Source organism: Streptomyces coeruleoprunus, from assembly GCF_039542925.1.
Lineage (GTDB): Bacteria > Actinomycetota > Actinomycetes > Streptomycetales > Streptomycetaceae > Streptomyces > Streptomyces coeruleoprunus.
Genome location: NZ_BAABIT010000001.1, coordinates 3,801,193 through 3,813,633 on the forward strand (window position 1 = coordinate 3,801,193; position 12,441 = coordinate 3,813,633).

Sequence of the window (12,441 nt, forward strand, 5' to 3'; positions counted from 1 at the left end):
GCGGCCTCAGTTGGTGAACGCGTCGCGGACGGCCTCGTACTCGCGTGTCCACCACACCGCCAGGGCCGACGCCGCGGGGAACTGCGGGTCGGCCCTGCTGTCGTGCAGCTGGTAGCGCCATCGCAGGATCCAGAAGTCGTTCAGCCGCTCCCACCACACGCGGTGCACCGCGGCCGCCAGCTCCGCCCGGTCGGCCCCGGTGGCCCGCCGGTACGCGCGGGCGTAGGCCCGCACCTTCGCCAGGTCGAGCCGGCCCGTCGGCTGGACGTAGAAGATCACCGCGGCCCGCACGGCCTCCTCGGCCCGGGGCTGCACGCCCAGCCGGTCCCAGTCGACGATCGCGGCCGGCTCCGCGCCCCGGTACAGCAGGTTCAGCGGGTGGAAGTCGCCGTGCACCCAGCCGCCCGCACCGGGATCGGCGGCGGCCGGGCGCCGGTGCGCGTACTCGGCGAGCAGCAGCCGCCGCTCCAGCAGCCGGTGTTCGGCCAGCTCGTCGAAGGCGTCCCTGCGGCGCCGCGCCCTGGCCAGCGCCAGCAGCTCGTCGATCAGCCGGAACGTGTCGTCCGGGTCGGCGCTCGCGTACGCGTGGCCGGCGTCCTCGCACGCGTACGCGTGGCCGGCGTCCTGGCGGGTCGCCCCGGCGTGGGCGCCCGTCGCGCCGCCCATCACGCGCTCCAGGCAGATGTGCACCAGGCCCAGCAGCCCGCCCAGCCGCCCCGAGCCCGCCGTGCTCAGCTGGGCGCCGTCCCGGTGGCGGCCCTCGACCCACGGGTGCAGGGCGTAGCAGTGGTCGCCGAGCAGCGCGACCGTGCGCCCGTCGGTGTCGGGCAGGGGCGGGGCGACCGGGACGCCCAGGTCGTGCAGGCGCTGGGTGGCCCGGTGCTGGCGGGCGATGGTGGCGCGGTCGGAGGTGGGCGCGTCCAGGTGCTGTTTCAGGAAGTAGGTGCCGCGCGTGGTGGTGAGCCGGTAGCCGCGGTTGAGGAGGCCCTGGGTGACGGGCACGCAGGACAGCGGCTCGCCCTGGGCGGTGTAGCGGCGCAGCAGCGCGCTCACGGGCGGGACGGGCGGGGCCTGGCGGGGCCGGGGGATGGCGGTAACGAGGGCAGCAGGCGCAGACGTTACAGATGAGCGCGGCACTCGACAGATGTTAGATCACCATGAGATCACTTCGCTGTGCCGTCCAGGGAGTGAACGGTGCCGAAGCGGGGCTCGATCCGCAGGTGGACGGGGTCGAAGGCGGCGCCGTCCACCCGGTGGGGCGCCGGCCCGAAGAGGGCGCGCACGCGCTCGTCCGGCTCGAGGATCCGGGCGGTGCCGACGACCTGCGCGGACCAGAGCGTGTCGGCGCCGGTGGGGAACGTGTCCGCCGCGTAGGCGACGACTGCTCCGTGACAGGCCCGGTGGTGGCCGGGGCCGCGGTGGATCCGTACGAGGACGGCGCCGTCCGCCACGACGTGGTGGGCCGGCACCACGAGCGGCAGCGCCCGCATGCTTGTGGCGATCCGCCCGTACGGGACGGTGCCGAGCAGCCGGAGGGCGTCCGCCTCGCCCGTGGTCGTGGACATACCCCCAGGGTCCGCCGCGAGGCGCCTGGCGGAACAGGGGCGGCGGCCCCCTTCCCCCGGGACTTACGTCCCGTGCGCCGGCCGCGCCTCGCCGCCCGCCTGGAGGCGGGCCACGTACGCCGCCGCCTGGGAGCGGCGCTCCATGCCCAGCTTGGACAGCAGGCCGGACACGTAATTCTTGATCGTCTTCTCGGCCAGGTGCAGCCGCTCGCCGATGGCCCGGTTGGTCAGGCCCTCGCCGATCAGGTCGAGGATCCTGCGTTCCTGGTCGGTCAGGTGCGCCAGCCGGTCGTCGCCGCGCCGCCCGCCGCCCTCGCGCAGCCGCTCCAGCACGCGCGCGGTGGCGACCGGGTCGAGCAGCGACCGGCCGGCCGCCACGTCCCGTACGGCCGCCGGCAGCTCGCTGCCCCGGATCGCCTTGAGGACGTAACCCGAGGCCCCGGCCATGATCGCGTCGAAGAGGGCCTCGTCGTCGGCGTACGAGGTGAGCATCAGGCAGGCCGTGTTCTCCTGGCGCGAACGGATCTCGCGGCAGACCTCCACTCCGCTGCCGTCCGGCAGCCGTACGTCGAGGATCGCCACGTCGGGACGGGTCGCCGGGATTCTGACCAGGGCCTCTTCCGCCGTACCGGCCTCTCCGACCACCTCGATACCGGGTTCGGAGGAGAGCAGTTCCCGGACTCCGCGCCGGACGACTTCATGATCATCCAGCAGGAAAACGGTGATTTCTCCCTGTTCGCGCACGGACGCAGTCTCACATACGAACTCTTCCCGTGCCCGGGGTGCGCGGGATAACGTGCCGGTGTTCCGGCGGCCTGCGAGGCTGTGACCAGTGGTTGTTCCCGCATTTCTCGATTTACTTGGAAATCCAAGCAAAATCCCAGGTCAAATGGGGTTTCGCAGGAATGCGACCCACTGGGTAACGTGCCTATGACAGGGCGCTCGCCGGGGCACCTGTCACGCCTGTTCCCGGCCGAGGGCACCCACCCCGTGCAACCGTACGACAGCAGGCGAGCCGCACTGGCCGCCCGGCGGACCCCGGGGGCCGGACAGACGGAGGTACACGCACGTGACCGTGGAAAGCACTGCCGCGCGCAAGCCGCGACGCAGCAGCGGCACCAGCACCGGCGCCGCCGGTGGCACCGGCAGCAGCGGTGCCAAGCGCGCCGCGCGGGCCAAGAAGCCGCAGGGCTCGACCGCCGAGCCCCCGCTCGTACAGCTGCTGACGCCCGAGGGTGAGCGCGTCCAGCACCCCGAGTACGACGTCGACCTCAGCCCCGAGGAGCTGCTCGGGCTGTACCGCGACATGGTGATGACCCGCCGCTTCGACGGCGAGGCCACCGCCCTCCAGCGCCAGGGCGAGCTGGGCCTGTGGGCCTCGCTCCTGGGCCAGGAGGCCGCCCAGATCGGCTCCGGCCGCGCGCTGCGCGACGACGACTACGTCTTCCCGACCTACCGCGAGCACGGCGTCGCCTGGTGCCGCGGGGTCAATCCGACGAATCTGCTCGGGATGTTCCGCGGTGTGAACAACGGCGGGTGGGATCCGAACAGCAACAATTTCCACCTGTACACGATCGTGATCGGTTCGCAGACGCTGCACGCCACCGGCTACGCCATGGGCGTGGCCAAGGACGGCGCGGACTCGGCGGTCATCGCCTACTTCGGCGACGGCGCGTCCAGCCAGGGCGACGTCGCGGAGGCGTTCACGTTCTCCGCGGTCTACAACGCGCCGGTGGTGTTCTTCTGCCAGAACAACCAGTGGGCCATCAGCGAGCCGACCGAGAAGCAGACCCGCGTGCCGCTCTACCAGCGCGCGCAGGGCTACGGCTTCCCGGGCGTGCGCGTCGACGGCAACGACGTGCTGGCCTGCCTGGCCGTGACCCGCTGGGCGCTGGAGCGCGCCCGCCGCGGCGAGGGCCCCACCCTGGTCGAGGCGTTCACCTACCGCATGGGCGCCCACACCACCTCCGACGACCCGACGCGCTACCGCCACGACGACGAGCGGGCCGCCTGGGAGGCGAAGGACCCGATCCTGCGTCTGCGCCGCTACCTGGAGGCCCAGGGGCACGCCGACGCAGCCTGGTTCGACGCGCTGGAGGCCGAGAGCGAGGCCCTCGGCAAGAGCGTCCGCGAGGCCGTGCGCGCCATGCCGGACCCCGACCACATGGCGATCTTCGAGAACGTGTACGCGGACGGGCACGCGCTCGTCGACGAGGAGCGCGCGCAGTTCGCGGCGTACCAGGCGTCGTTCGTGGATGGCGAGGTCAAGTGATCATGGCTGTACAGAAGCTTCCCCTCGCGAAGGCGCTCAACGAGTCCCTGCGCAAGGCCCTGGAGACCGACCCCAAGGTCGTCATCATGGGCGAGGACGTCGGCAAGCTCGGCGGTGTGTTCCGCGTGACCGACGGCCTCCAGAAGGACTTCGGCGAGGAGCGGGTCATCGATACCCCGCTCGCCGAGTCCGGCATCGTCGGCACCGCGATCGGCCTGGCCCTGCGGGGCTACCGGCCGGTCGTGGAGATCCAGTTCGACGGCTTCGTCTTCCCCGCGTACGACCAGATCGTCACGCAGCTGGCCAAGATGCACGCCCGGGCCCTGGGCAAGGTCAAGCTGCCGGTCGTCGTGCGCATCCCGTACGGCGGCGGCATCGGTGCCGTCGAGCACCACAGCGAGTCGCCCGAGGCGCTGTTCGCGCACGTGGCGGGCCTGAAGGTGGTCTCGCCGTCGAACTCGTCGGACGCCTACTGGATGCTCCAGCAGGCGATCCAGAGCGACGACCCGGTGATCTTCTTCGAGCCGAAGCGCCGCTACTGGGACAAGGGCGAGGTCGACACCGAGGCCATCCCGGGCGAGCTGCACAAGGCGCGCGTCGTCCGCCAGGGCACGGACCTCACCCTCGCCGCGTACGGCCCGATGGTGAAGGTCTGCCTGGAGGCGGCCGCCGTGGCCGCCGAGGAGGGCAGGTCCGTCGAGGTCCTCGACCTGCGGTCGGTGTCCCCGCTGGACTTCGACGCGATCGAGAAGTCCGTCGGCAGGACGGGCCGGCTGGTCGTCGTGCACGAGGCCCCCGTCTTCTTCGGCTCCGGCGCGGAGATCGCCGCGCGGATCACCGAGCGGTGCTTCTACCACCTGGAGGCCCCGGTCCTGCGGGTGGGCGGCTACCACGCCCCGTACCCGCCGGCCAGGCTGGAGGAGGAGTACCTGCCGGGTCTCGACCGGGTGCTCGACGCCGTCGACCGCTCGCTGGCGTACTAGGAGGACACCGTGATCCGCGATTTCAAGATGCCGGACGTCGGTGAAGGACTCACCGAGGCCGAGATCCTCAAGTGGTACGTCCAGCCGGGCGACACCGTCACCGACGGCCAGGTCGTCTGCGAGGTGGAGACCGCGAAGGCGGCCGTCGAGCTGCCGATCCCGTACGACGGTGTGGTGCATGAGCTGCGCTTCCCCGAGGGCACGACCGTCGACGTCGGCGAAGTGATCATCTCGGTGAACGTGGCGCCGGGCGGCGCCGCCGAGCCGGAGGCACCCGCCCAGGAGCCCGTGGCGGCGCCCGCCGCCGAGGAGCCCGAGGCCGAGCCCGAGGGGCGCCAGCCGGTGCTCGTCGGCTACGGCGTGGCGGCGACCTCCACCAAGCGGCGCCCGCGCAAGCAGGCCGCCGCGACCGGGGCCGTCCCGGCCGCGCAGGCCGCGGTGCAGACCGAGCTGAACGGCCACGCCCCGGCGCCGGTCGCCCCGGTGCCCGAGGCGCGCCCGCTGGCCAAGCCGCCGGTGCGGAAGCTGGCCAAGGACCTGGGCGTCGACCTGGCGACGGTCACCCCGACGGGCCCGGACGGGATCATCACCCGTGACGACGTCCACCGGGCCGCCGCGCCCGCCCCGGCCCCCGCGGCGGCGCCCGCCGCCGTGCCGGCACAGGCCCCGCAGCCGGAGCCGCAGGCCGAGCCGCTCGCGCCCGTCGCGGCGGGTGCGCGGGAGACCCGTATCCCCGTCAAGGGCGTACGGAAGGCGACGGCGCAGGCGATGGTCGGCTCGGCGTTCACCGCGCCGCACGTCACCGAGTTCGTCACGGTCGACGTGACGCGCACGATGAAGCTGGTCGAGGAGCTGAAGTCCGACAAGGACATGGCGGGCCTGCGGGTCAACCCGCTGCTGCTCGTCGCCAAGGCGCTGCTCGTCGCCGTCCGGCGCAACCCGGACATCAACGCGTCCTGGGACGAGGCCGCCCAGGAGATCGTGCTCAAGCACTACGTGAACCTGGGCATCGCCGCGGCGACCCCGCGCGGCCTGATCGTCCCGAACATCAAGGACGCCCACGCCAAGACGCTGCCCGAGCTGGCGGCGGCGCTGGGCGACCTGGTCGCGACGGCCCGGGAGGGCAGGACGACCCCGGCGGCCATGCAGGGCGGCACGATCACGATCACCAACGTCGGCGTCTTCGGCGTCGACACCGGTACGCCGATCCTCAACTCGGGCGAGTCCGCGATCCTCGCGGTGGGGGCCATCAAGCTCCAGCCGTGGGTGCACAAGGGCAAGATCAAGCCGCGTCAGGTCACCACGCTCGCGCTCTCCTTCGACCACCGCCTGGTCGACGGCGAGCTGGGCTCCAAGGTCCTCGCCGACGTGGCGGCGGTCCTGGAGAACCCGAAGCGCCTGATCACCTGGGCGTAGCGGCCCTCTGACGGGAAGGACCCGGACACCCCAGGTGTCCGGGTCCTTTCGTATGCCTCTGTGTCCTTGCGCGGGGCTCAGTCCCGCTGGGTGCCCGCCGGGAGCGAGCGCAGCGTCATGGTGCGCGCGGTCGTGGAGCCGAAGCCGAAGTCGAGCAGCTTGGCGGCGTCGTTGAAGCGGTCGGGGGCGTTGAGGACGACGCCCACGTAGGTCTTGGTGCCGCGGGTGGCCGCGAAGACCAGGCAGGGGCCGGCCGCGGTGCCGGTGCCGGTCTTGATGCCGTTGGCGCCGCTGTACGAACCGAGCAGCTTGTTCGTGTTGTACCAGGTGTACGTGCGCGTGCCGCCGGTGCTGGTGGTCGCGGTCGTCCTGTACGACGTGGCCTTGACGACGTCCCGGAAGACGGAGCTGCTGAAGGCGTGCCGGGCCATCTTCGCCAGGTCGGCCGGCGAGGTGTAGTTGTTGCCGGTCGTCGAGATGCCGTCGAACGAGTCGTACTTGGTGTTCTTGAGGCCGAGCTGGGTGGCCTTCGCGTTCATCTTGGCGATGAACGACTTGGTGCGCGCGGCGGTCGTGGTGCCGGTGCCGAAGGTGTCGGCGAGGGCGTACGCGGCGTCGCAGCCGGAGGGCAGCATCAGCGCCGACAGCAGCTGACGCACGGTCACCTTGTCGCCGGTCTTCAGGTCGGCGGTGCTGGCGCCGGTCCGGGTGACGTAGTCGCGGTACGTCTGCTTGATGGTGACCTTGCGGTTGAGGTCCACGCCCGGCGTGGTGAGCACCACGATCGCCGTCGTGATCTTCGTGGTGCTGGCCATCTGGCGGCGGGTGTCGTTGGACTTGCCGTAGACGGCCCGGCCCGTGGCCTGGTCGATCAGGAAACCGCCCTTGGCGCTGATCGCCGGGATCGGCGTGGCCGCCTGGGCGGGTGCCGCCAGCGGAGAGGCCGTCAGCAGCAGGCCGGACGCGAGCACGACAGTGGCGGCACGGCGCACGGCCGTGGTGGGGGATATCAAGAGAAACGCTCCGCGGTGCCTCGGGTGAAAGGTGTGAAGGGGGTGCCTCTGCAAAGGGGATGCCTCTGTGAAAGAGGGGCCTCTGTGAAAGGGGTGCGTTCTACAAGACATCAGAACGGCCCGAATGGATGCACGGATGGGGAGTTTTCGTTCGTTTCCCCGACGGGGATGAATCTCGCCATGCGGACGGGGCGCCTCTTGCACCCTTCTTGTATCTATGCTGTGCGCATGCCAGCCGCCGCCACGCCTCCCTCGCCCCCCGCCGCCGACCGCGTCTACTCCCACGTCAAGCAGGCCGTCCTGGACCGCCGTTACGAAGGCGGCACCCTCCTCACCGAAGGCGAACTGGCGCAGGCCGTCGGGGTGTCCCGGACGCCCGTACGGGAGGCCCTGCTCAAGCTGGAGATGGAGGGGCTGCTCAAGCTCTACCCCAAGAAGGGTGCCCTGGTCCTGGCCGTCTCCGCGCAGGAGATCGCCGACGTCGTCGAGACGCGCCTGCTGGTCGAGGAGTTCGCCGTGCACAAGTCGGTCCCCGCACCGGCCCGGCTCCTCGCGCGCCTCGAGGAGCTGCTGGACGAGCAGCGGCGGCACGCCCGCGACGGGGACCTGCGCGCCGTCGCCGTCGCCGACCGGGCCTTTCACGCCGAAATCGTCCGCAACGCCGGCAACGAGATCCTCTCCCGGCTCTACGACCAGCTCCGCGACCGGCAGTTGCGGATGGGCGTCGCCGTGATGGAGGCGCACCCCGACCGCATCGCCAAGAACATCACCGAGCACACCGAGATCCTGGACGCCCTGCGGGCCGGTGACGCCGAGGCCGCCGCCCAGTGCGTGCACCGGCACGTCAGCCGGGTCAAGGTGCTGGTCCGGGGTGAGGACCGATGAGCCTCGCCGCGACTCCCGCGGACCCGCCCGGCGGCCGGCGCGCCGCCCTCGTGTGGGGGGTCGGCGTCTCCGTCTACCTGGTCGCGGTCGTCTTCCGTACGTCGCTCGGCGTGGCCGGGCTCGACGCCGCCGACCGCTTCCACGTCAACGCGTCGGCGCTGTCCACGTTCTCCATCCTCCAGCTGCTGGTCTACGCGGGCATGCAGATACCCGTCGGCCTCATGGTCGACCGCCTCGGCACCCGCAAGGTGCTGACCCTGGGCATCCTGCTGTTCACCGCCGGCCAGCTGTGCTTCGCGCTGTCCCCCTCGTACGGCATGGCGCTCGCCGCCCGCGCGCTGCTGGGCTGCGGCGACGCGATGACGTTCATCTCCGTGCTGCGGCTGGGCAGCCGCTGGTTCCCGGCCCGCCGCGGGCCGCTGATCGCCCAGGTCGCCGCCCTCTTCGGGGTCCTCGGCAACCTCGTCTCGACGATCGTCCTCGCCCGGCTGCTGGACGAGCTGGGCTGGACGGCCACGTTCGCCGGCAGCGCCGCCGCGGGCCTCGCCGTGCTGGTCCTCGTCGTGCTCTTCCTGCGGGACCACCCCGAGGGGTACGCGCCGGAGCCGGTGCCGCACGCCGGTGCGGCCTATGTGCGGCGCCAGATCGCCGCGTCGTGGCGGGAGCCCGGCACCCGGCTCGGCATGTGGGTGCACTTCACCACGCAGTTCCCCGCCATGGTGTTCCTGCTGCTGTGGGGCATGCCGTTCCTGGTCGAGGCGCAGGGGCTGTCCCGGGGGCGGGCCGGCGAACTGCTGACGCTGGTGGTCCTCTCCAACATGGTCGTCGGACTCGCGTACGGACAGATCATCGCCCGCCACCACGCCGCCCGCGCCCCCCTGGCCATCGGCACGGTCGCGGCCACGGCGGCCCTGTGGGCGGCCACCGTCGTCTGGCCGGGCGACCGTGCGCCGATGTGGCTGCTGGTGACGCTGTGCCTGGTGCTCGGCGCGTGCGGGCCCGCCTCGATGATCGGCTTCGACTTCGCGCGGCCCGCGAACCCGCCCGAGCGGCAGGGCACCGCCTCCGGGATCGTCAACATCGGTGGCTTCACCGCCTCGATGACGATCCTGCTGGCGGTCGGCGTCCTGCTGGACGCGACCGGCGGCGACTACCGGATCGCCTTCTCGTCGGTGTTCGTCCTGCAGGCCCTGGGCATGGCCCAGATCCTGCGGCTGAAGTCCCGCACGGCGAAGCGCGAACGGGAACGCCTGGTGGCGAGCCGCGTCGAGGCGGTCCACGTACCGGTATGACGGACCGTCATACCGCCTGGTCCCGGCACCGCGCCGGGACCAGGACCGGACCGGCACCGGCCCGGGACCGGGGGCCGCGCCGGCGCCGGGGACGTGTCCGGAGGGCCGGACCCGCGTTGGGGCGTGGCTGAAGGCCGGACCCGCGTTGGGGCGTGGCCGGAGGGCCGTACCGGCGTTGGGGCGTGGCTGAAGGCCGGACCGGCGCCGGAGACGTGACCGGAGGGCCGGCCGCACCGCCGGAGATGTGGCCGGGGGGGCGGACCGGCGCCCGGGACGTGGCCGGGGGCGGAGACCTGATGTTGAGCAGGACCGGGACCCGGGACCAGGTCGGGACCGGGACCGCGACCGGGGACGCGACGGGGTCGGGACCGGGACCGAGGACGCGACGGGGTTGGCACCGGGACCGGGGACGCGACGGGGTCGGGACCGGGACCACGACCGGGTCGGCGCCGGGACCGGGGACGCGACCGGGGATGTGGCCGTGACCTGGGGCGTGGCCGTGAGCGCGGACGCGCCCGTGACCGCGGACGTGCCCGGGACCGGGATCGGGACGACGCGGCAGTGACCGGGACCGGGTCGGGGGACCCGGTGCCGGGCGCGTGGACCTACGGCGTGACGGAGAAGTGCGCGAGGATCGCGGCGGCCAGGTCCTCGTCGCCCTCCACCTTGACCCGGTCGGCGACCGCCGCCGGCCGGACGCGCCCGCACGCCAGCCGCACGTACGTCTCCCAGTCCATCGCGAACGTCACCGCGGGGCCCAGCGACGGCGCGCCGTCGATCGTGCCCCGGCCCTCCGCGTCCACCCGCACCGTCCGCAGGAACTCCACGGGGCCGCTCACGTCGAAGACGACCGCCGAGTTCGGCGGCGCGCCCGCGTCCTTGGCGACGACCTTCGGCAGCACGGCGAGGAGGGCGTCCCGGGTGACGTGCGCGCCCGGCGAGTCCAGGTTCCCCGGCTTGCCGAGCGCGATGCGCAGGTCCTGCTCGTGCACCCACACGTCGAAGGCCCGCATCCGGTAGGCCACTTCGAGGCTCTGCTCGGCGCCGAGCGGGGCGCGCACCAGGGTGTCGGGGGAGCGGTTCTCGTTGCGCAGCATCCGGGCGCGGCGGATGAGGACGTACTCCAGCTCGGCCGTCATCTCCGGCGCGGTGTGGTGGCGCCGCACGTCGACCTGCATCTCCATGTAGCGGGCGAAGTCGCTGCGCACGTGGTAGAGGTCCCGCGGCAGGGAGTGAATCGGCCGCGGGTCGCCCAGCATCTCGCACTCCATGCCGATGACATGGGAGACGATGTCGCGGACCGACCAGCCGGGACAGGGTGTGGCGCGGTTCCACTCGCCCTCGACGAGCGGCTGCACCAACTCGGATATCGCTTCGATGGAGTGGGTCCAGGCGTCGGCGTGGTTCTGGAGGCTGGGATGGACGGTCACGGGACCCCTCGAGCGGCTTGGTACGCGGGCTGGGTGCTGCAGCGGCAACTGCGGGGGTCCGGGGGTGGTCCCCCGGAAGAGAACAGTACGCTGCCCGCAGGTACCACGGCAGTGCTTTCGGACGACGATCGTAGGCCCCGCGTTGACGGGTCCCGTGCCAGGACGGTGGTAGTGTGCGCGCCTCGCTGATCCAGATCGCGGTCAACCAGGACGAATCGGTCCACGCGCGGCGGCAGCGCGTGGCCTCCCTCGTGCGTGAGCAACGCGGAGCGGACCTGGTGGTGTTGCCGGAGCTGTGGCCCGTCGGGGCGTTCGCCTACGAGTCGTTCGCGGCGGAGGCCGAGCCGCTGGAGGGGCCGACCTTCGAAGCGATGGCGAAGGCGGCGGCGGAGGCACGGGTGTGGCTGCACGCGGGCTCCATCGTGGAGCGCGAGGGCGAGGCGCTCTACAACACCTCCCTCGTCTTCTCCCCCTCCGGAGAGCTCGTCCGCACCTACCGCAAGATCCACCGCTTCGGCTTCGACGAGGGCGAGGCCGTGCTGATGGCGGCGGGCGACGAGCTGGTCACCGTGCCGGTGCCGGACCTGCCGCTGGGCGTGGCGACCTGCTACGACCTGCGGTTCCCCGAGCTGTTCCGCGGGCTCGTCGACGCGGGCGCGCTGGCGTTCGTGGTGCCGGCGGGGTGGCCCGAGCGGCGCCGCGAGCACTGGACGCTGCTGGCGCGGGCCCGGGCGGTGGAGAACCAGGCGTACGTGCTGGCGTGCGGGACCGCGGGGACGCACGCGGGCGTCCCGCAGGCGGGTCACAGCATCGTGGTCGACCCGTGGGGCGAGGTCCTGGCGGAGGCGGGCGTGGACGAGGAGATCCTGACCGTGGACCTGGACCCGGCGAAAGTCGACCTGACGCGGAAACAGTTCCCGGTTCTCAGGGACCGAGTCCTGGGCCCGCAGCCCCCTACGCGCGCGTAGGGAGCCTGCCGCGTCGTGGATCAGTAGTGGTATCGGGCCTGGGCGATTTCCACGGCCCCGTCCCTGATGCGGTACACGAGGCGGTGTTCGTCCGTGATCCTCCGGGACCACCATCCCGAGAGGCTCTCTTTGAGCGGTTCCGGCTTGCCGGCGCCCTCGAACGGGGTTCGCTGGACTTCCTTGATCAGCCGGTTGATCCTCTTGAGGATCTTCGGATCGGCTGTCGCCCAGTACGTGTACTGGTCCCACGCCCGGCCGGAGAACACGATCTTCACGCCGCGGTCCCTGCTTCGCCCTCCGTGTCGATCAGCTCTCGGGCCTCTCCGTGGCCGGCTTCGAGTTCCGCGATCGACTCCATGAGGATCTGAGCGTTCCGGGGTGAGCGCAGGAGGTAGACGGTCTCCTGCCAGGACCGGAAGTCCTCCGCAGACATGATCACGACATCACCGTGCTCGCGGGACACGACCTCTATCGGCTCGTGGTTTTCGTTGACACGGCGGATCAGCGGATAGAAGCGCTGCCTGGCCTCGTTTGCCGAGATGGACATGCGTCGACCTCCTGTGCGTGTGAACGGTGCCACAAGTCGTACGGCAATACCGTACCAGTCTGGCGGTGGG

Annotated in this window: 13 protein-coding genes; 6 read left to right on the forward strand and 7 right to left on the reverse strand. The window is 72.0% G+C overall.

Annotated features, from left to right (window positions below):
- Positions 1-6: 6 nt before the first annotated feature.
- The 3 genes from ABEB09_RS16900 to ABEB09_RS16910 all read right to left on the reverse strand — a co-directional run bounded on the left by ABEB09_RS16900 (position 7) and on the right by ABEB09_RS16910 (position 2,309).
- On the reverse strand, positions 7-1,137 hold the full coding sequence (locus tag ABEB09_RS16900; RefSeq protein ID WP_380840421.1) for a phosphotransferase: 1,131 nt from the start codon (positions 1,135-1,137) through the stop codon (positions 7-9).
- A 26-nt stretch (positions 1,138-1,163) separates the two neighbouring features.
- Entirely contained in the window at positions 1,164-1,565 is a 402-nt protein-coding gene (locus ABEB09_RS16905; RefSeq protein ID WP_345690756.1) for a pyridoxamine 5'-phosphate oxidase family protein, read from the reverse strand.
- A 63-nt stretch (positions 1,566-1,628) separates the two neighbouring features.
- Positions 1,629-2,309 carry a response regulator transcription factor gene (locus ABEB09_RS16910; protein ID WP_345690757.1) on the reverse strand — a complete coding sequence of 227 codons (681 nt, stop codon included), beginning with the start codon at positions 2,307-2,309 and terminating at the stop codon, positions 1,629-1,631.
- Positions 2,310-2,634: 325 nt separating this feature from the next.
- Between ABEB09_RS16910 and pdhA the strand changes: the two genes are divergently transcribed.
- From pdhA to ABEB09_RS16925, 3 genes are read left to right on the forward strand one after another with little or no spacing between them, the layout of a single operon-like run.
- Positions 2,635-3,837, forward strand: a complete 1,203-nt coding sequence (gene pdhA, locus ABEB09_RS16915; RefSeq protein ID WP_345690758.1) for a pyruvate dehydrogenase (acetyl-transferring) E1 component subunit alpha — start codon at positions 2,635-2,637, stop codon at positions 3,835-3,837.
- Positions 3,838-3,839: 2 nt separating this feature from the next.
- Positions 3,840-4,820, forward strand: a complete 981-nt coding sequence (locus tag ABEB09_RS16920) for an alpha-ketoacid dehydrogenase subunit beta (RefSeq protein ID WP_345690759.1) — start codon at positions 3,840-3,842, stop codon at positions 4,818-4,820.
- A 27-nt stretch (positions 4,821-4,847) separates the two neighbouring features.
- Complete coding sequence (locus ABEB09_RS16925; RefSeq protein WP_345693964.1) at positions 4,848-6,236, forward strand: dihydrolipoamide acetyltransferase family protein; 1,389 nt, start codon at positions 4,848-4,850, stop codon at positions 6,234-6,236.
- 77 nt (positions 6,237-6,313) lie between these two features.
- On the opposite strand, the gene ABEB09_RS16930 is transcribed toward ABEB09_RS16925, so the two are convergent.
- Positions 6,314-7,228 carry a D-alanyl-D-alanine carboxypeptidase family protein gene (locus ABEB09_RS16930; protein WP_380840493.1) on the reverse strand — a complete coding sequence of 305 codons (915 nt, stop codon included), beginning with the start codon at positions 7,226-7,228 and terminating at the stop codon, positions 6,314-6,316.
- Between the two features lie 249 nt (positions 7,229-7,477).
- Between ABEB09_RS16930 and ABEB09_RS16935 the strand changes: the two genes are divergently transcribed.
- Together ABEB09_RS16935 and ABEB09_RS16940 are read left to right on the forward strand one after the other, a co-directional pair.
- Positions 7,478-8,134 carry a GntR family transcriptional regulator gene (locus tag ABEB09_RS16935; RefSeq protein WP_345690760.1) on the forward strand — a complete coding sequence of 219 codons (657 nt, stop codon included), beginning with the start codon at positions 7,478-7,480 and terminating at the stop codon, positions 8,132-8,134.
- Positions 8,131-9,426 carry an MFS transporter gene (locus ABEB09_RS16940; protein ID WP_345690761.1) on the forward strand — a complete coding sequence of 432 codons (1,296 nt, stop codon included), beginning with the start codon at positions 8,131-8,133 and terminating at the stop codon, positions 9,424-9,426. Before ABEB09_RS16935 ends, ABEB09_RS16940 begins: the two co-directional genes overlap by 4 nt.
- A gap of 605 nt (positions 9,427-10,031) precedes the next feature.
- Here ABEB09_RS16940 and ABEB09_RS16945 read toward each other — a convergent pair.
- On the reverse strand, positions 10,032-10,856 hold the full coding sequence (locus ABEB09_RS16945) for a maleylpyruvate isomerase family mycothiol-dependent enzyme (RefSeq protein ID WP_345690762.1): 825 nt from the start codon (positions 10,854-10,856) through the stop codon (positions 10,032-10,034).
- Positions 10,857-11,029: 173 nt separating this feature from the next.
- On the opposite strand from ABEB09_RS16945, the gene ABEB09_RS16950 reads away from it, so the two are divergent.
- Complete coding sequence (locus tag ABEB09_RS16950; protein ID WP_345690763.1) at positions 11,030-11,824, forward strand: carbon-nitrogen family hydrolase; 795 nt, start codon at positions 11,030-11,032, stop codon at positions 11,822-11,824.
- Positions 11,825-11,844: 20 nt separating this feature from the next.
- Here the strand turns inward: ABEB09_RS16950 and ABEB09_RS16955 are convergent, their stop codons facing one another.
- Both ABEB09_RS16955 and ABEB09_RS16960 read right to left on the reverse strand, forming a co-directional pair.
- Complete coding sequence (locus ABEB09_RS16955; protein WP_345690764.1) at positions 11,845-12,099, reverse strand: Txe/YoeB family addiction module toxin; 255 nt, start codon at positions 12,097-12,099, stop codon at positions 11,845-11,847.
- The gene (locus ABEB09_RS16960) at positions 12,096-12,371 is read right to left on the reverse strand and encodes a type II toxin-antitoxin system Phd/YefM family antitoxin (RefSeq protein WP_345690765.1); all 276 of its coding nucleotides are present in this window, start codon (positions 12,369-12,371) and stop codon (positions 12,096-12,098) included. The genes ABEB09_RS16955 and ABEB09_RS16960 overlap by 4 nt, the downstream gene beginning before the upstream one ends.
- Positions 12,372-12,441 lie beyond the last annotated feature (70 nt).

What these genes read in the sequence shown, in the direction of transcription:
- ABEB09_RS16940 (WP_345690761.1), top strand. Translation starts at nt 8,131, where the DNA reads ATGAGCCTCGCCGCGACTCCCGCGGACCCGCCCGGCGGCCGGCGCGCC.
- ABEB09_RS16905 (WP_345690756.1), bottom strand. Translation starts at nt 1,565, where the DNA reads ATGTCCACGACCACGGGCGAGGCGGACGCCCTCCGGCTGCTCGGCACC.
- ABEB09_RS16960 (WP_345690765.1), bottom strand. Translation starts at nt 12,371, where the DNA reads ATGTCCATCTCGGCAAACGAGGCCAGGCAGCGCTTCTATCCGCTGATC.
- ABEB09_RS16925 (WP_345693964.1), top strand. Translation starts at nt 4,848, where the DNA reads ATGCCGGACGTCGGTGAAGGACTCACCGAGGCCGAGATCCTCAAGTGG.
- ABEB09_RS16935 (WP_345690760.1), top strand. Translation starts at nt 7,478, where the DNA reads ATGCCAGCCGCCGCCACGCCTCCCTCGCCCCCCGCCGCCGACCGCGTC.
- ABEB09_RS16920 (WP_345690759.1), top strand. Translation starts at nt 3,840, where the DNA reads ATGGCTGTACAGAAGCTTCCCCTCGCGAAGGCGCTCAACGAGTCCCTG.